A 17,223-nucleotide genomic window follows, 5' to 3' on the forward strand; every position below is an offset into this window, starting at 1 on the left:
CGCGCTCGCTTTCAACACCCCTTTTCGGACCGCCGAACCGCCCATCATGTCGACTGAACGCTACAATGCCCGTACCGCCGAGCCGAAATGGCGCGCGGTCTGGGACGAGAAGAAGATCTTCGAGACGAAGAACGACGATCCTCGGCCGAAATATTACGTCCTCGAGATGTTTCCTTATCCCTCGGGGCGCATCCATATGGGCCACGTGCGCAACTACACGATGGGCGACGTGGTGGCGCGCTACAAGCGCGCCAAGGGCTTCAACGTGCTGCACCCGATGGGCTGGGACGCCTTCGGCCTGCCGGCCGAGAATGCCGCCATGGCCTCCAAGGTCCACCCGAAGGAGTGGACCTATGCCAACATCGCCACGATGAAGGCGCAGCTGAAGAGCATGGGCTTGTCGCTCGACTGGTCGCGCGAGCTCGCCACCTGCGACCCCAGCTATTATCGCCACCAGCAGAAGCTGTTCGCCGACTTCATGCGCGCCGGTCTCGCCGAGCGGCGCTCGGCCAAGGTCAACTGGGATCCGGTCGACCAGACGGTTCTTGCGAACGAGCAGGTCATCGATGGCCGCGGCTGGCGCTCCGGCGCGCTTGTCGAACAGCGCGACCTGACCCAGTGGTTCCTCAAGATCACCGACTTTTCCGACGAGCTGCTGTCGGCGCTCGACACGCTCGACCGCTGGCCGGACAAGGTCCGGCTGATGCAGAAGAACTGGATCGGCAGATCCGAGGGCCTTCTGGTCCGCTGGGCTTTGAAGAACGGCACTGCACCCGCCGGCCATTCTGAACTCGAAATCTACACGACGCGGCCGGACACGCTGTTCGGCGCCGCGTTCATGGCGATCGCCCCCGACCATCCGCTGGCGAAGGCTGCCGCCGAGACCAATCCTGCGCTTGCTGCCTTCTCCGACGAATGCCGGCGGATGGGCACCTCGGTCGCGACGCTGGAAACGGCCGAGAAGCTCGGCTTCGACACCGGCATCAAAGCTGTGCATCCCTTCGATCCGTCGTGGGAGGTGCCAGTCTACGTCGCCAACTTCATCCTGATGGACTACGGCACAGGCGCGATCTTCGGCTGCCCGTCGGGCGACGCCCGCGACATGGAGTTCGCCAACAAGTACGGCTTGCCCTTCGCGACGGTCGTGCGTCCCGCCGACGCCGGCGACGATTTCACGGTGACCGACGTTCCGCACGACGGCGATGGCGTGATGATCAATTCGCGCTTCCTGAACGGCATGACCACGGAGGCCGCCTTCGCGGAGGTCGCGAAGCGCCTCGAGGCGACCAGCCTTGGCAATGCGCCCGTGGCGACCCGCAAGGTGAATTACCGGCTGCGTGACTGGCTGATCTCCCGCCAGCGCTTCTGGGGCTGCCCGATTCCGGTGATTCACTGCGAAGCCTGCGGCTCCGTGCCCGTGCCGGATGCGGACCTGCCCGTCCTGCTGCCGGAAGACGCCGATTTCTCGAAGCCCGGCAACCCGCTCGACCGTCATCCGACGTGGAAGCATGTCGCCTGCCCGTCCTGCGGCAAGCCTGCGCGGCGCGAGACGGACACGATGGACACTTTCGTCGATTCGTCCTGGTATTTTGCCCGCTTCACCGACCCCTGGCGCACCGATACACCGGTCGATGCAGCCGTCTCAGACGCCTGGCTGCCCGTCGATCAGTATATCGGCGGCATCGAGCATGCGATTCTGCACCTGCTCTATTCGCGCTTCTTCTCGCGCGCCATGAAAGCGACCGGCCATGGCTCGGTCGAGGAGCCGTTCCGCGGACTGTTCACGCAGGGCATGGTCGTCCACGAGACTTACCGCGGTCCGGACGGCCAGTATGTGACGCCAGCCGAGGTGACGATCGCCGGCGAGGGCGATCAGCGCCGCGCCGTGCTCAAGGGCTCGAATGCCGCGGTCGAGATCGGCTCGATCGAGAAGATGTCGAAGTCCAAGAAGAATGTCGTCGATCCCGACGACATTATCGACACCTACGGCGCGGACACCGCCCGCTGGTTCATGCTGTCGGATTCGCCGCCCGAACGCGACGTCATCTGGACCGAGGCCGGCGTCGAAGGCGCCAGCCGCTTCGTGCAGCGCCTTTGGCGCATCGTCGGCGAGATCGCCGGCTTCGCAAAGGGAGCCGCTGGCAGTGACGGTGCCTTCGGCGAGGAGGCAACCGCAGTCCGCCGCGCCGCCCATCAGGCGCTCGCCGCCGTCGAGGCCGATGTCGAGCGGCTCGGCTTCAATCGCTGCGTGGCCCATATCTATACGCTGTCCAACGCGCTCGCCCGCGCGCTTGACGGGCTGCGGAACGAGGCGGCGGCCGCGCCAGACATGGTCAGCGCCCTGTCGGAGGCGGGCAGCATTCTCGTCCGTCTGGTCGCGCCGATGATGCCGCATCTCGCGGAAGAGTGCTGGACGGCGCTGGGCCATGGCGGCCTTGCCGCCGAACAGCCCTGGCCGGTCATCGACCAGACGATTCTCGTCGAGGACACGATCACCCTGCCGGTACAGGTCAACGGCAAGAAGCGCGCGGACTTGACGATCGCGCGCGGCGCGGCCCAAAAGGATATCGAGGCGGCGGCGCTGGCCCTCGACGGCGTCGCCAGGGCGCTCGAAGGCCGGCCGGTCAGGAAGATCATCGTCGTTCCGCAGAGGATCGTGAATGTCGTCGGCTGAGATGTCACGTCGATCCGTTATCCGCGGCCTGTCCGTCGCGGGCCTGTCCGCGCTGCTCGGCGGCTGCTTCACGCCGCTCTATGGCGACCCGACTGTCGTTTCGGGCGGGCGCAATGCCCAGGCGTCGCTCCGGGAGCTCGATATCCCGGAAATCAGCGGTCGCAACGGCGTCGTGCTCCGCAACGAGCTCATCTACCTGACGCAGGGCGGCGGCGGTCGCGCGGCGGCGCCAAGTCATATCCTGCGCGTCAATCTGCGCGTCGATACGGTGCCGCTGGTGCTCAATACGGCGGCCGGCCGGCCTTCGGCGCAGGCCGTGACGCTGATCGGCGACTATACGATCACGCCGGTCGGCGCGCCGCAGCCCATTCATCGCGGCTCGGCCTTCGCGACAGCATCGTTCGACCGCACGGCACAACGCCTCGCCTCCGACCGGGCCCTCATCGAGGCGCAGGAGCGCGCCGCCAAGTCGCTCGCGGAAACGATCGTCACGCAGGTTGCCGGCTGGTACGCGACCCGGCCGAGATAGGCCGTGGCGATCCTCAAGGGCCCGGAGATCGATCGCTTTCTCGCGGCCCCCGACGCCAGGCGGCCCGTCGTCCTGATCTATGGACCCGATGCCGGCCTCGTATCCGAACGCGCGCGGGCCGTTGCCAAGGCGACGGCCGCCGATCTGGAGGATCCCTTCTCGGTCATCCGCATCGACGGCGACAGCCTGACCGGGGCTCCGGGCCGGCTCGCGGAGGAAGCACATACGATCGGCATGTTCGGTGGCAAGCGCCTCGTCTGGGTGCGCGCTGGCGAGAAGCCGATCGGACCCGCTGTCGCCGAGGTGCTGCGCTCGCCACCATCAGACAGCGTCGTACTGATCGAGGCCGGCGATCTCAAGCGCACCGCGCCGTTGCGAACCGAGGCTGAGCGCTCGGCGCATGCCGCCGTCATTGCCTGCTATCCCGACAACGAGGGCGACCTGAAGCGTCTCGTCGCCGACGAGGCGCGGGCGGCCGGCCTTTCCGTTGAACCGGAAGCGACGACGCTTCTCGTCTCATTGCTCGGCGGCGACCGCGCGGCCTCGCGCGGCGAAATCCGCAAGCTTTGCCTTTACGCCCACGGCACCGGACGGATCACCGTCGCCGATGTCGAGGCTGTAGCCGGCGAAACGCTGCAACTCGGCGTCAGCGAGATCGTCGATGCGGCGGCTGGCGGCCTCGCGCCCGCGCTCGAGCGCCTGCTTGCGCGCGCGGTGACCGCCGACGTGCCCGTCGCGCAGGTCATGACGACAATGAGCCGGCATCTGTCCATGCTGCACAAGGCGCGTCTGGCGGTGGAATCCGGCCAGCCCGCGGCAAATGCGCTTGGCAGCTTCCAGCCGCCGCTGCATTTCAGCCGGAAGGCCGCCGTCGAGCGCCAATTGCAGCTCTGGACGAGCGACCGGTTGGAGCGCTTCATCATTCGCATCGCGGAAGCCACGTTCGACACGCGCGCCAAGGCCGACCTGGCTCAGGCCATCACCAGCCGCACCTTGATGGCGATCGCTCTGGCAGCGGCGGCTGGCCGCAAACGGTGACGGCGCATGCCCGCGCGGGGCACGCGCCAAGGTCTCCGGAATAGCAAAATATCCGGAAAAATCGGCCCTGGGCGGGCGGATTTGCCCTATCCGCGCAGGCGCTGGCAGAGATCGTCCAGCTGCTCCAGCGTCTTGTAGCGGATCCGCAACTCACCGCCGGCACCGCGATGGTCGATGCTGACGATCATGCCGAGCGAATCACCGAGCGCCTTTTCCAGCGCCTTGGTATCGGCGTCCTTCTCGGCCCGGTCGCGGGATTTGGCGACACGACCCGTGGTCTTCTCGACCTGTTCCTGGGCCAGCGCCTCGACCTGGCGGACGTTCAGGCCTCGCTCGATGATCTCCGACGCCAGTCGTTCCGGCTGGTCGTGCGCCAGCAGCGCGCGCGCGTGCCCGGCGGTCAGTTGTCCCTCGCGCAGCATGCCCTGCACCGAATCCGGCAGCTTCATCAGGCGCAGCGTATTGGCGACGTGGCTGCGGCTTTTGCCGATGATCTTGGCGAGATCGCCCTGGGCATAGCCGAACTGCTCGATCAGCTCCTGATAGCCCATCGCTTCCTCGAGCGGATTGAGATCGGCGCGCTGGACGTTCTCGATGATGGCGAGCTCCAGCGCCTCGCGGTCGCCGACCTCAACCAGATGGATCGGCACCTCGTGCAGCCCGGCGCGTTGAGCCGCCCGCCAGCGCCGCTCGCCGGCAACGATCTCGTAAGCATCCGCCGCTCCGGCAACGGTGCGAACGACGATCGGCTGGATGATGCCCCGCTCGCGGATCGAATCCGCCAGCTCCTGGAGCTCCTCGTCCTTGAACACCCGCCGCGGATTGCGCGGATTGGCGCGTAGAAACTCGATTGGCACGCGACGGCTTGCCCGCACGCGGTCGACCGACGCCGTTTCCTCTCCGACATCCCCGATCAGGGCTGCCAAACCACGGCCGAGCCGCGACCGTCCCGCCTCTTCCGCCATTGACTGATCCCTTCGCGACGCAAGCGATATGATCTCCGAGCCGAGCTCGGTTCGAGTCCGAATCGAATCCGACATCACGCGGCCCGCAGCATCTTTTCGCGCTGGATGATTTCGGAGGCGAGCCGGAGATAAGCCTGGCTGCCCACGCACTTCAGATCGTAGAGCAGCACCGGCTTGCCGTAGCTCGGCGCCTCCGACACCCGCACGTTCCGCGGAATGATCGTCTGGTAGACCTTGTCGCCCATGAACTGGCGGACGTCGTCGACGACCTGCGCCGACAGATTGTTTCGGGCGTCGTACATGGTTAGCACGATGCCATGGATCGTCAGGCGCGAGTTGAGCGTCGCCTTCACCTGCTCGACCGTCTTGATCAGCTGCGACAGGCCCTCAAGGGCGAAGAACTCGCACTGAAGCGGCACGAGAATGGCATCGGCCGCCGACATCGCATTGATCGTCAGGAGATTCAGCGAAGGGGGGCAGTCGATCAAAACGTAGCTGTAATCGCCGCGCAGGCTATCGATCGCCTTTCGCAGACGGAAGGCGCGGTCGCGCTCCCCGGCAATCTCCAACTCGACGCCGGACAAATCCATGGTCGAGGGCGCTATGAACAGCCGGGGGACCGATGTCTCACGGATCGTTTCGGACAAGGTCCGATCGCCGACGAGAACATTGTAGGTCGAGCTCTGGCGCGAGCGGCGATCGATGCCGAGACCGGTCGATGCATTGCCTTGCGGATCGAGATCGAGGATCAGCACGCGCTCGCCGATGGCCGCCAGCGCCGTCCCCAGATTGATGGCGGTCGTTGTCTTGCCGACGCCACCCTTCTGGTTGGCGAGCGCCAGCACACGCGGGCCAGCCGATGAAAGAGACGAGGATAGCATCGCCATGACGAACCGCCCGACGTTCGTGGGATCAGGTTGGGAGAAAAACCGCTGACCGGATGGTGACGATATGGCCGGATCTGTCCGTCGCGCTCGGCACCGTGATGTAGTCAAGCTTCCAATATTTAGCGGCCTCGGTCAATTCAGACCCAACATCTTGTCCCTTGGGAAAGAGACCGACGGCTCCGGTTTTCAACAGGGGACTTGCGAGCGAGAGGAGTTTGGGCAGTGCCGCGAGCGCCCTTGCGCTCACGACATCAGGCTTGATCGAGGTTGGCCAGCGCCCGATCACAGTCTCGATCCGATCGGCATGCACCGTCACCGGGACGCGCATCTGGCGCGCTGCCTCGCGCAGAAACGCTGCCTTGCCGAGCTTGCTTTCGACGCAGTGCACCGACGCGCCCGGAATATCTGCGAGCGCAGCGGCGATCACCAGCGCGGGCAGACCACCGCCAGAGCCAAGATCGACCCAGACCCGGGCCGTCGGCGCATGAAGCAGGAGCTGGAGGCTATCGGCGATATGACGCGTCCAGATCTCATCGAGCGTCGAGGCGGCGACGAGGTTCTTGACCGGGTTCCACTTGCGCAACAGAGCCACATAGAGCGCGAGCCGCCCGGCTGTTTCACGTGAAACGCTCACGCCGGCCAGCTTCGCCGCGGCAAAGGCCGCATCCAGATTCCCGGTCTCAGCCATTGCTGACCAATGCCGCGCTGCGCCGGGCCCAGATGGAAAGCAGTGTCAACGCGGAGGGGGTCATGCCTTCCAGGCGCGCCGCCTGACCAAGCGTCGCGGGCCGGTGCCGCTCCAGCCGTGCGCGAATCTCATTCGATAGTCCGGGTATGGCGGCATAGTCCCAATCCGGCGGCAGCGGCAGCGCCTCGTCCTGACGATAAGCCTCGGCCTCCGCCCTCTGCCGATCGAGATAGACCGAGTAGTGCGCATCGATCTCGATCTGCTCGCCGATCCGCGGGTCAAGCGCGGCCAGATCAGGCCATGCCCGGCAGAGATCGGCCCAGTTCACATCCGGCCTGGACAGAAGCTCGAATGCGGAGCGCCTGATGCCGTCGAGGTTGACCGCGATGCCCTTGGCTTGCGCCTGATTGGGCGTCAGCGACAGCTCCTCCAGCCGACACCGCGCCGACTGGATGGCAGTCATCTTGGATCGGAACCGAATCGACCGCTCCGATCCAATGCAGCCGAGCGCCTCGCCGCGCGCCGTCAGCCGTTGATCCGCGTTGTCCGCCCGCAGCGAAAGACGGAACTCCGCGCGCGAGGTAAACATGCGGTAGGGCTCGGAGACCCCGCGCGTGGTCAGGTCATCGACCATCACGCCCAGATAGGCCTCATCCCGGCCAAACCCGATGGAATCGCTGCCCGCGGCACGGCGCGCGGCATTGATGCCGGCAAGAAGACCCTGTGCCGCCGCTTCCTCATAGCCTGTCGTGCCATTGATCTGCCCCGCGAGGAACAGTCCCTGCACGCGCCTGGTCTCCAGGCCAGGCGTCAGCTCCCGAGGGTCGATATGGTCGTACTCGATCGCATAGCCATAGCGGAGGATCCCGACACTCCCGAGGCCTGGAAGCGTGCGCAGGAATGCCAGCTGCACGTCCTCGGGCAATGAGGTCGACAATCCGTTCGGATAAACGGAGGGGTCGTCGAGCCCCTCCGGCTCGAGAAATATCTGGTGACTGTCCCGATCCGCGAACCGCACCACCTTGTCCTCGATCGACGGGCAATAGCGCGGCCCCACCCCTTCGATCCGGCCGCCATACATGGCCGAGCGCGACAGGTTTTCCTCGATGATGCGGTGGGTTTCCGCCGTCGTCCGCGTGATGCCGCACTCAATCTGCCGGTTCACAATAACGTCTGACAGAGTCGAAAAAAGTTCCGGTTCCGAATCGGCCGGCTGCATCTCGACCTCGTCCCAGCGGATCGTGCGACCGTCCAGTCGGGCGGGAGTCCCAGTCTTCAGCCGGCCGAGGGAAAAGCCGTGACGCATCAGGCTCTCGGCCAGCGCGACACTCGCCCGGTCTCCGGCCCGGCCGGCGGGCCAGTTCTTGGCGCCGACATGAATGAGTCCGCGCAGAAACGTTCCCGTCGCGATCACCACGGCCCCGCAGCGAAGCTCGCCGCCATCGGCAAGATCGACCGAGGAGATGCGCTCGCGTTCAATGCGCAGACCGGCGGCCTCGCTCTCGATTACATCGAGGTCGGCTTCCTCGCGGATAAAGCCCTGCATCGCCGCAGCATAGAGCCGGCGATCCGCCTGGGTTCGGGGGCCGCGCACCGCCGGCCCCTTGCGTCGGTTCAGCAGCCGGAACTGGATACCCGCCGCATCCGCCGCCCGACCCATCAGGCCATCGAGCGCGTCCACCTCGCGCACCAGGTGACCCTTGCCCAATCCACCGATAGCCGGATTGCAGGACATGGCGCCGATCGTGTCGAAGCGATGCGTCAGCAGCGCCGCGCGCGCGCCCATGCGCGCAGCCGCGGCCGCAGCCTCGCAGCCGGCATGGCCGCCGCCAATGACAATCACATCGTAGGATCGCGCGCGCTGGTCCATGAATATGCGCCTCTCGAACCTCGTCCTAATCAAGCTGCGGGCCTGCGTCAAAGCCGAGCAGCGCCCGGAAGCCGTTGCGGAACCGAATCGGCATGTTTCACGTGAAACACCGCTCGGGCGCGACCCTACTTCCCGATGCAGAAGGCCGAGAACAGCTCGTCAAGAATTGCTTCGGAACCGACTCGACCCGTTAGCCGCCCCAGCGCGCCCAGCGCCAGCCTGAGCTGCTCCGCGATGAGCTCGGAGTTCGCCTCCCAATCCCCCGCTGTCAGCCCGGCGGCAATATGTTCCCGAACCTCACCGATCGCCAAGCGATGCCGCTCGCGCACGAGAATGGCCGGTTCTCCGCCTGCAGCATCAGCCGCAAACGCGGTGAGATCAGCAACGAACGCGTCCATGCCCCGTCCGGTAACAGCCGAAATCGCGTGGCGTGCACCGCTGCCACCAGCCGCCCGATCGATCTGGCTCCGAATCAACCAGACCTTTGCACGACCTTCCGGGGTCGCGGCGGCAGGATCAGCCTCCAGCCAGAGCACAAGGTCGGCGGCTTCCAAACGGCGGCGCGCACGCGCGATACCCTCTTGCTCGACGGGATCGCTGCTGTCGCGAAGCCCGGCCGTATCGACCAGCGTGACCGCGACACCGCCAAGGTCGAGGTGAACCTCGATGGCATCACGCGTCGTCCCCGGGATCGACGAGACGATGGCAGCGTCACGGCGCGCGAGCACGTTGAGCAAGGTCGACTTGCCGGCATTGGGCGGCCCGGCAATGGCGATCGTCACGCCATCGCGAATCCGCTCCCCGCGCCGGCCATCCTCGATCAGCCTCCCGATCTGTCGGTCGAGATCGCGCAACCGCTGCCGAGCCTCCGCGAGAACGCCGCTCTCGACGTCGCCCTCGTCGGGAAAGTCGATGCTTGCTTCCACCAGCGCGAGGACACTCACAAGTCCATCGCGGACCGTGGCAACCGCACCCGACAAGGCGCCGCTATACTGCGCATAGGCCTGCCGGCGCTGGCTCTCGGTCTCGGCCTGCAGCAAATCCCCGAGACCCTCGACCGCGGCAAGATCCAGCTTGCCATTCTCGAACGCCCTCCGGGTGAATTCGCCGGGCTCCGCCGGCCGAACGCCCGGCACGGCGAGCGATGCCCCCAGCACTGCCGCCACCACGGCGCGTCCGCCATGGACCTGGAGTTCCACGACATCCTCGCCGGTAAAACTTGCAGGAGTGGGAAACCAGAGGGCGAGGGCGCGATCGAGCGGCTGGCCGGATGCCGGGTCCGTCAGAACGACAAGCGACGCCTCGCGCGCGGACGGAAGCCTATTCGCCAATGATTTCAGAACATTGGCCGCTTCCGGGCCCGAAATCCGAATTACCGCGACACCGGACGTCCCCGGCGGTGTCGCGACCGCGACAATCGTTCGCCCAAGACGGGTATGGTCGGATGAAGCGACCATGAACCTATCGTTCCGGATCAGAATCGATCTGCCTGACCTTCGCAGGTCAGGTGTTCATCGAATCGAAGAAGTCGCCATTGACCTTGGTCTGCCGCAGCTTGTCGAGCAGGAACTCGATGGCATCGACCGTACCCATCGGGTTGAGGATCCGTCGCAGCACATACATCTTCTTGAGGATGTCGGGCGCCACCAGGAGCTCTTCCTTGCGGGTGCCGGACCGGGTGATGTCGATCGCAGGGAAGGTCCGCTTGTCCGCAACCTTGCGGTCGAGAATGATCTCGGAATTGCCGGTGCCCTTGAATTCCTCGAAGATCACCTCGTCCATGCGGCTGCCCGTATCGATGAGCGCCGTCGCGATGATCGTCAGCGAGCCGCCCTCCTCGATATTGCGCGCCGCACCGAAGAAGCGCTTCGGCCGCTGAAGGGCATTGGCGTCGACGCCGCCGGTCAGAACCTTGCCCGAGGAGGGAACCACGGTGTTGTAGGCGCGGCCGAGGCGGGTAATCGAATCCAGCAGGATGACAACGTCGCGACCGTGTTCGACCAGGCGCTTCGCCTTCTCGATGACCATCTCCGCGACCTGGACGTGACGCGTCGCCGGCTCGTCGAAGGTGGAGGAGATGACCTCGCCGTTCACCGAGCGCTGCATGTCGGTGACTTCTTCCGGACGCTCGTCGATCAGAAGAACGATCAGGTAGCACTCCGGGTGATTGCGCGTGATGGATTGCGCGATGTTCTGCAGCAGCACCGTCTTGCCGGTCCGCGGCGGGGCAACGATCAGCGCGCGCTGGCCTTTGCCCAGCGGCACCACGACATCCATGATCCGGGCGGAATAGTCTTTCTTGGTCGGATCCTCGACCTCCATCCGCAGCCGCTGATTCGGGTAGAGCGGCGTCAGATTGTCGAAATTGACCTTGTGACGGGCCTTTTCCGGCTCTTCAAAATTGATCCGATTGACCTTCAGCAGCGCGAAATAGCGCTCGCCTTCCTTCGGCGAACGAATCTGGCCCTCGACCGTATCGCCGGTCCGAAGGCCGAAGCGCCTGATCTGCGAAGGCGACACGTAGATGTCGTCCGGACCGGCAAGGTAGTTGGCGTCAGGGGCGCGAAGAAATCCGAACCCGTCCTGAAGAACTTCGACAACGCCTTCGCCAATGATGTCGGTTTCCTGCGCAGCAAGCTGCTTCAGGCAGGCGAACATCAGCTCCTGCTTTCGCAGGGTGGACGCGTTCTCGACTTGCAATTCCTCGGCGAAAGCGAGGAGTTCCGTCGGCGACTTCGACTTGATGTCCTGGAGTTTGATCTGCTGCATCGGAACCGCAAAGCTCTGGAAACGGCCGGGTGCGCGAAGCTTTCGCGAGAACGAAGCCACGCGCGGACGTGCGGGGAACTGAACTCGCAGATCGTGAGGACGGGATCTGGGTGTCCCTGTCCGGACCGTCGAACCGCGCGCTGCCGGCGCCGTTGCCCTCGGTCCTGTCTGCGTTGGGAGGGCCTTCTGAATAGGCTTCAGGCGTGGCGAATGCAAGCCCCGCCCGCCGATCCGGTCCTCTGCCGCTGGCTCCGATCAGAACGGCTTGACGATCACCAGGATCACGACGAAGACCATGATGACGGTCGGCCCCTCATTCATAATCCGCCAATAGCGGGCAGACCGGGTATTGCGGTCCTCGGCGAAGGCCCTGACGGCCGCCGAGAAATGCCCGTGCAGGCCGGACAGCACCAGAACCAGCGCGAGCTTCGCATGCAGCCAGCCGCCCTGGAACCGGAACGCCACCCAGGCGAGCCACAAGCCGACGATCCAGGCAATCACCATGGCCGGATTGATGATGGCGCGCAGGAGTCGACGCTCCATCACCTTGAACGTCTCGGACGCCTCGGACCCTGCGGCGACGCCGCAATGATAGACGAACAGCCGCGGCAGATAGAGCATTCCGGCCATCCATGAGATGACGGCGATGACGTGAAGCGCCTTCAGCCATGGCGCCCAGGCCGGCGACGCCACCAGAACCAGCGCCAGGCAGGCAGCCGCGACAACAAGCAGGGAAACCACGGCGCGCATGCGCAATGCCTCTCTCTGGTCGATCAGGCCCGCCGCCACGCGCGGACGCGCGCAACCATCTGCTCAACATGAGCGATCGGCGTATCCGGCTGAATGCCGTGCCCGAGATTGAAGATGTAGCGGCCGTCACCGAAGGCGGCGAGAGCGGCATCGACCGCACCATCCAGCGCCGCACCGCCCGCCTTCAGCGCCAGTGGGTCGATGTGACCCTGAACGGCCACGCGCGGCTGGATTTCACGTGAAACAAAAGCCGCGTCCGCCGCCCAGTCGAGCCCGACCGCATCCGGGCCGGCTTCAAGCATCCACGCCAGCCGCGAGCCAGCCCCCTTCGGGAACACGATCACCGGCACGCCCGGCGCGCGCTGCCGCAGCCCTCCGACGATCCGCGCGATCGGCTCGACACTCCACCGGCGGAACTCCGCATCGGGAAGAACGCCAGCCCAGGTGTCGAAGATCTGCACGACCTCAACGCCGGCAGCCACCTGCCCCGCCAGATAGTCGATGGACGTCTCGACCAGCCGGTCAATGAGCAACTGGAAGCCCTCCGGATCGCGATAGGCGAACATCCGGGCCGCGGCCTGATCGTCACCGCCCCGCCCCGCAACCATATAGGTCGCCACGGTCCAGGGAGCGCCGCAGAAGCCAAGGAAGGTGACGCCGGGAGGAAGATCCTGACGCACCCGCCGAACGGTTTCGTAAACCGGCTGGACGACCGCCTCATCGAGCCGCGAAGCGAGCCGGCCGAGCCCCAAACGGTCGACCAGTCCCTCAAGGCGCGGTCCCTCTCCCACCTCGAATGTCACAGTCTGCCCGAGAGCATGGGGCACGACCAGGATATCCGAGAACAGGATGGCGCCATCAAAGCCGAAGCGCCGCAACGGCTGGAGGGTCACCTCGGCGGCAAGCTCCGGGTTGAAGCACAGCTCCATGAAGGATCCCGCAGCCTCACGCACCTTGCGGTATTCCGGCAGGTAGCGCCCGGCCTGGCGCATCATCCAGATCGGCGGAGAGGCTTGGCTCTGGCCCTGCAGAACGGCGAGAAGCGGCTTTTCCACGCGCGAGGTCCGATCACTGGTCATCCCTCAAGACAAGTCTTGAAGGAATCTGCTTTGATTCCTTGGCGCTGGATTAGGGGAACGCAGTCCCATCCACAACCCATCCCCAGTCGCGGCCGCTCACCAAAGCCTTGCTGATCTCGCGATCATTTTCGTTAAATGCTTCATGAATCAGAAAGATAGCTTCCACCGATGTGACGTGTCGATGCACCTTCCCACGATCTTCCCAAAGGTCGGCCGGTGCCCCCGTCGTGGAACAAGTTGGGGACAGGCCGCCTGACTTGTCCCGGCACGGGCTTGCGGGGACCCGCTGGGCATGGCCTTGTCCGAACTTGTCCACAGTCCATACCCCCATTGCGAGCGGGCGAAGCCGGTGACGCACCGCCATGAGAGCTACTTCCATCTGCATCTCGTCTCGGACGCGACCGGCGAGACATTGATGACCGTCGGCCGCGCGGCGGCGGTGCAATACGCGACCGTGTCCGCCATCGAGCACATCTATCCGTTGGTGCGCTCGCAGAAGCAGCTCGATCGGGTCCTTACCGAAATCGAGGCCAATCCCGGCATCGTGCTCTACACGCTGGTGGATCACGAACTTTCCGACCGGCTGACGACCAAATGCCGGGAGTTCGGCTGCCCCTGCCTGTCGGTGCTGGAACCAGTCCTGGCCATGTTCCAGAACTATCTGGGCGCGGCCTCGACCCCTCGTGTCGGTGCCCAGCACATGTTGAACGCCGAATATTTCCAGCGCATCGACGCGCTGAACTACACGATGATGCACGATGACGGCCAGCTTCCCGAGAACTGGGAGGAGGCCGATGTCCTGCTGATGGGCGTCTCGCGAACCTCCAAGACGCCAACTTCTATCTATCTCGCCAACCGTGGCGTGAAGACCGCCAACATGCCGCTCGTGCCAGGCATTGCGCTGCCGCCGCAGCTCGATCTGCTCCAGAAGCCGCTGATCGTCGGACTCTTCGCCAGCCCCGAACGGATCGTGCAGATCCGCGAGAACCGCATCCTCAGCCTCAACGCGACGCAGGATAAGTCGAGCTATGTCGATCGGACGGCCGTCGCCGAGGAAATCGCGGCATCACGCCGGCTGTTCAATGCGCGCAACTGGCCGATCATCGACGTGACCCGGCGCTCCATCGAGGAGACCGCAGCCTCGATCATTTCGCTGCTGAAAGACCACCGGCGCTCCCTGTCGGCGAGGGCGGACCAGTGACCACGCTCGTTCTCGCATCGAAATCGGAAGCGCGCCGCGCCATGCTGGAGGGAGCCGGAATCACCGTCGATCTCGTGCCGGCGGAGATTGACGAACGTTCCCTCGACGCCAAATGGGCGGCGGAGGGTCGCTCGCCAGCCCAGATTGCGCGGCTGCTCGCCGACGAGAAGGCCACCGCAGTCAGTCGCGCCCGCCCGGATGCCTATGTGATTGGCGCCGATCAGACCCTGGCGCTGGGGCAGAGCCGCTTCTCCAAGCCGGGCTCGCTCGCCGAGGCGCGCGCGCATCTCGAAGCGTTTCGCGGCCGAATCCATCACCTTCATTCCGGCGTCGCGCTGGCGCATGGCGGGCAGATCGTGGCCAGCACCGTCAGCTCCGCCGCCATGCATGTGCGGGCCTTTTCCGACACCTTCCTCGATCGCTACATGACGGCGATGGGAGATCGCGTTTTGACATCTGTCGGCTGCTACCAGTTCGAATCGGTCGGGATTCAGCTTTTCGATCGCGTCGAGGGCGACTACTTCACTATCCTGGGCATGCCGCTGCTGCCGCTTCTCGCCATGCTGCGCAAGGAAGGCTTGGCGACGCCATGACCCGCGCCTGCTGCATTGGCTGGCCGATCGAGCATGTCCGCTCGCCGATCATCCACAATCACTGGCTCAAGACGATGGGGATCGCCGGTGAATACACGCGCGAGGGCGTTCCGCCGGCGCATTTCGCGGCCTTCTTCCGCAGCCTGGCCGACCAGGGCTATGCCGGCTGCAACGTCACGCTTCCGCACAAGGAAACGGCCTTCGCGCTGCTCGATGAGGTCGATCCCGCGGCAGTGGCTGTCGGGGCCGTGAACACGGTGTGGGTCGATGGCGGCAAGCTCGTCGGCATGAATTCCGACGTTCCCGGCTTCATCGCCAATCTGGATGACGAAGCGCCCGTCTGGGACAGGATGAGCGCTCATGCGGTCGTCATCGGCGCCGGCGGTGCGGCTCGCGGCATTGTCTACGGGCTGATCGAACGCGGCGTCGAGATCGTCACGCTGGCGAATCGATCAGCGGAAAAGGCTGAGCTGATCGCCCGGCAATATCCCGGTCGCGTCAGGGCTGTAGGCCTGGATAGCCTGCCATCTGCGCTCGCCACATGCGATTTGCTGGTCAATACGACGTCGCTCGGCATGGCGGGGCAGCCACCGCTGGCCGTCGATCTCGATCGCATGAAGCCCGGCGCCATCGTTTCCGATATCGTCTATGTGCCGCTGGTCACCGACCTGCTGCGCCGGGCGGCCGAGCGCGGCCACCCGACCGTCGGCGGGCTCGGCATGTTGTTGCATCAAGCCGTGCCCGGCTTCGAGCGCTGGTTCGGCGTCCGCCCGACCGTGACGCGCGCGCTCTTTGATCTGGTCGCCGCCGATATCGGAGCGCACTGACATGCGCATCGTCGGATTGACCGGGTCGATCGGCATGGGGAAGTCGACCACGTCGGCGTTCTTCCGCGAGGCTGGCATTCCCGTCTACGACGCGGATGCGGCGGTGCACAGACTCTATTCCGGGGCGGCGGTGCCGTTGATCGAGGCGGCCTTTCCCGGCACCACGGCCGATGGAACGGTTGATCGCGTCAGGCTCGGGGCGGCGGTGCTCGGCGACGGAGCCGCGATGAAGACGCTCGAGGCGATCATTCACCCCCTCGTCGGGCAAACGCAGGCTCGCTTTCGGCAGGCCTGCGGCGCGCGTGGCGACCGTCTGATCGTGCTCGACATCCCGCTTCTGTTCGAGACCGGCGGTAATTCCCGCGTCGATGTCGTTGCCGTCGTTTCGGCGGGAGCCGCGGCGCAGCGCAGCCGCGTTCTTGCCCGTCCGGGCATGACCGCCGAGAAGCTCGACGCCATCCTGGCGCGCCAGATGCCGGATGCCGAAAAGCGCCGCCGCGCCCATGTCGTGCTCGATACCAGTCGCGACTTCGCCTCGGCGCGCCGCCAGGTCGCAGCCTTCATCAGGGCCTTTGCCGCAGACGGAGAATCCCGCCATGCGTGAGATCATTCTCGATACCGAAACGACGGGGCTTGATCCCCTTCGCGGCGACCGCTTGGTCGAGATCGGCGGTATCGAGCTGATCAATCACTTCCCGACCGGCCGCACCTATCACGTCTATATCAATCCCGAGCGGTCCATGCCGGAGGAGGCGTTCCGCGTTCACGGGCTCTCGTCGGAATTCCTCGGCGACAAGCCGAAATTCGCCGAGGTTGTCGCCGAATTCTCGGCCTTCATCGAAGGCGCGAAGCTGGTCATTCACAACGCCTCGTTCGATATGGGCTTCATCAACGCCGAACTGAAGCGAACCGGCCGCCCGGCCTTCCCGTCAGAGTTCGTCATCGACTCGCTCAGCCTCGCCCGCAGGCGCTTTCCCGGCGGCGCCAACAGCCTCGACGCCCTCTGCTCCCGGTTCGGCATCGACAATTCCCGGCGCACCAAGCACGGCGCGCTTCTCGACGCCGAGCTGCTGGCCGAGGTCTATATCGAACTGATCGGCGGCAAGCAGACCTCCCTGGGCCTCGCCGAGGCCCGGCCGGCAGCGGTTCGCGCGGCGCGCGCCGATGTGCCGGCCCGCGCCCGGCCGCAGCCGCTCGCCCCCCGCCTTTCGGCGGCCGACATCGAGGCGCATGGCCGCCTCGTCGCGGAACTGGGCGACAAGGCGATCTGGCTCGACATCCTGACCGGCCCCTCCGCCGCAACGGGCGGCGGTTCTTGACCCTCTCATGACATGCCGATAGGTATTGCGCCCC

At 65.5% G+C, this 17,223-nt stretch carries 16 protein-coding genes; 8 read left to right on the plus strand and 8 right to left on the minus strand.

Features of this window, described 5'->3' with window-relative positions; all coding sequences use genetic code 11:
- Nucleotides 1-46 precede the first annotated feature (46 nt).
- Genes leuS through holA form a run of 3 tightly spaced genes read left to right on the plus strand, consistent with a single transcriptional unit; the run spans nt 47 to nt 4,241 of the window.
- A complete protein-coding gene (gene leuS / locus JNK84_RS22110) occupies nt 47-2,674 on the plus strand; it encodes a leucine--tRNA ligase (protein ID WP_293428319.1) in 2,628 nt (875 codons plus the stop codon).
- Between the two features lies 1 nt (nt 2,675).
- Nucleotides 2,676-3,203, plus strand: a complete 528-nt coding sequence (locus JNK84_RS22115) for a hypothetical protein (protein ID WP_293428321.1) — start codon at nt 2,676-2,678, stop codon at nt 3,201-3,203.
- A 3-nt stretch (nt 3,204-3,206) separates the two neighbouring features.
- Nucleotides 3,207-4,241: a DNA polymerase III subunit delta gene (gene holA, locus JNK84_RS22120; protein WP_293428323.1), complete on the plus strand. Its 1,035-nt coding sequence runs from the start codon at nt 3,207-3,209 to the stop codon at nt 4,239-4,241.
- Nucleotides 4,242-4,327: 86 nt separating this feature from the next.
- Here the strand turns inward: holA and JNK84_RS22125 are convergent, their stop codons facing one another.
- The 8 genes from JNK84_RS22125 to hemE form a co-directional block, all read right to left on the minus strand.
- A complete protein-coding gene (locus JNK84_RS22125; protein ID WP_293428325.1) occupies nt 4,328-5,206 on the minus strand; it encodes a ParB/RepB/Spo0J family partition protein in 879 nt (292 codons plus the stop codon).
- 74 nt (nt 5,207-5,280) lie between these two features.
- Nucleotides 5,281-6,087: a ParA family protein gene (locus JNK84_RS22130; RefSeq protein WP_293428386.1), complete on the minus strand. Its 807-nt coding sequence runs from the start codon at nt 6,085-6,087 to the stop codon at nt 5,281-5,283.
- 31 nt (nt 6,088-6,118) lie between these two features.
- The gene (gene rsmG, locus JNK84_RS22135; RefSeq protein WP_293428327.1) at nt 6,119-6,781 is read right to left on the minus strand and encodes a 16S rRNA (guanine(527)-N(7))-methyltransferase RsmG; all 663 of its coding nucleotides are present in this window, start codon (nt 6,779-6,781) and stop codon (nt 6,119-6,121) included.
- Nucleotides 6,774-8,651, minus strand: coding sequence for a tRNA uridine-5-carboxymethylaminomethyl(34) synthesis enzyme MnmG (gene mnmG / locus JNK84_RS22140; protein ID WP_293428329.1), 1,878 nt, complete (start codon nt 8,649-8,651; stop codon nt 6,774-6,776). Before mnmG ends, rsmG begins: the two co-directional genes overlap by 8 nt.
- A 125-nt stretch (nt 8,652-8,776) precedes the next feature.
- Complete coding sequence (gene mnmE / locus JNK84_RS22145; protein ID WP_293428331.1) at nt 8,777-10,108, minus strand: tRNA uridine-5-carboxymethylaminomethyl(34) synthesis GTPase MnmE; 1,332 nt, start codon at nt 10,106-10,108, stop codon at nt 8,777-8,779.
- A 46-nt stretch (nt 10,109-10,154) separates the two neighbouring features.
- The gene (gene rho, locus JNK84_RS22150) at nt 10,155-11,420 is read right to left on the minus strand and encodes a transcription termination factor Rho (RefSeq protein ID WP_293428333.1); all 1,266 of its coding nucleotides are present in this window, start codon (nt 11,418-11,420) and stop codon (nt 10,155-10,157) included.
- Nucleotides 11,421-11,675: 255 nt separating this feature from the next.
- Nucleotides 11,676-12,170 carry a protoporphyrinogen oxidase HemJ gene (gene hemJ / locus JNK84_RS22155; protein WP_293428335.1) on the minus strand — a complete coding sequence of 165 codons (495 nt, stop codon included), beginning with the start codon at nt 12,168-12,170 and terminating at the stop codon, nt 11,676-11,678.
- 23 nt (nt 12,171-12,193) lie between these two features.
- On the minus strand, nt 12,194-13,249 hold the full coding sequence (hemE, locus tag JNK84_RS22160) for a uroporphyrinogen decarboxylase (RefSeq protein WP_293428337.1): 1,056 nt from the start codon (nt 13,247-13,249) through the stop codon (nt 12,194-12,196).
- Between the two features lie 349 nt (nt 13,250-13,598).
- On the opposite strand from hemE, the gene JNK84_RS22165 reads away from it, so the two are divergent.
- The 5 genes from JNK84_RS22165 to dnaQ are packed head-to-tail and all read left to right on the plus strand — an operon-like array spanning nt 13,599 to nt 17,189.
- Nucleotides 13,599-14,450 carry a pyruvate, water dikinase regulatory protein gene (locus JNK84_RS22165; protein WP_293428339.1) on the plus strand — a complete coding sequence of 284 codons (852 nt, stop codon included), beginning with the start codon at nt 13,599-13,601 and terminating at the stop codon, nt 14,448-14,450.
- Nucleotides 14,447-15,043, plus strand: coding sequence for a Maf family protein (locus JNK84_RS22170; RefSeq protein WP_293428341.1), 597 nt, complete (start codon nt 14,447-14,449; stop codon nt 15,041-15,043). The genes JNK84_RS22165 and JNK84_RS22170 overlap by 4 nt, the downstream gene beginning before the upstream one ends.
- The gene (locus tag JNK84_RS22175) at nt 15,040-15,870 is read left to right on the plus strand and encodes a shikimate dehydrogenase (RefSeq protein WP_293428343.1); all 831 of its coding nucleotides are present in this window, start codon (nt 15,040-15,042) and stop codon (nt 15,868-15,870) included. Before JNK84_RS22170 ends, JNK84_RS22175 begins: the two co-directional genes overlap by 4 nt.
- A gap of 1 nt (nt 15,871) precedes the next feature.
- The gene (coaE, locus tag JNK84_RS22180) at nt 15,872-16,474 is read left to right on the plus strand and encodes a dephospho-CoA kinase (protein ID WP_293428345.1); all 603 of its coding nucleotides are present in this window, start codon (nt 15,872-15,874) and stop codon (nt 16,472-16,474) included.
- Nucleotides 16,467-17,189: a DNA polymerase III subunit epsilon gene (gene dnaQ / locus JNK84_RS22185; RefSeq protein ID WP_293428347.1), complete on the plus strand. Its 723-nt coding sequence runs from the start codon at nt 16,467-16,469 to the stop codon at nt 17,187-17,189. Before coaE ends, dnaQ begins: the two co-directional genes overlap by 8 nt.
- Nucleotides 17,190-17,223: the final 34 nt, after the last annotated feature.

The organism is Phreatobacter sp. (assembly GCF_016793595.1).
Taxonomy (GTDB): domain Bacteria; phylum Pseudomonadota; class Alphaproteobacteria; order Rhizobiales; family Phreatobacteraceae; genus Phreatobacter.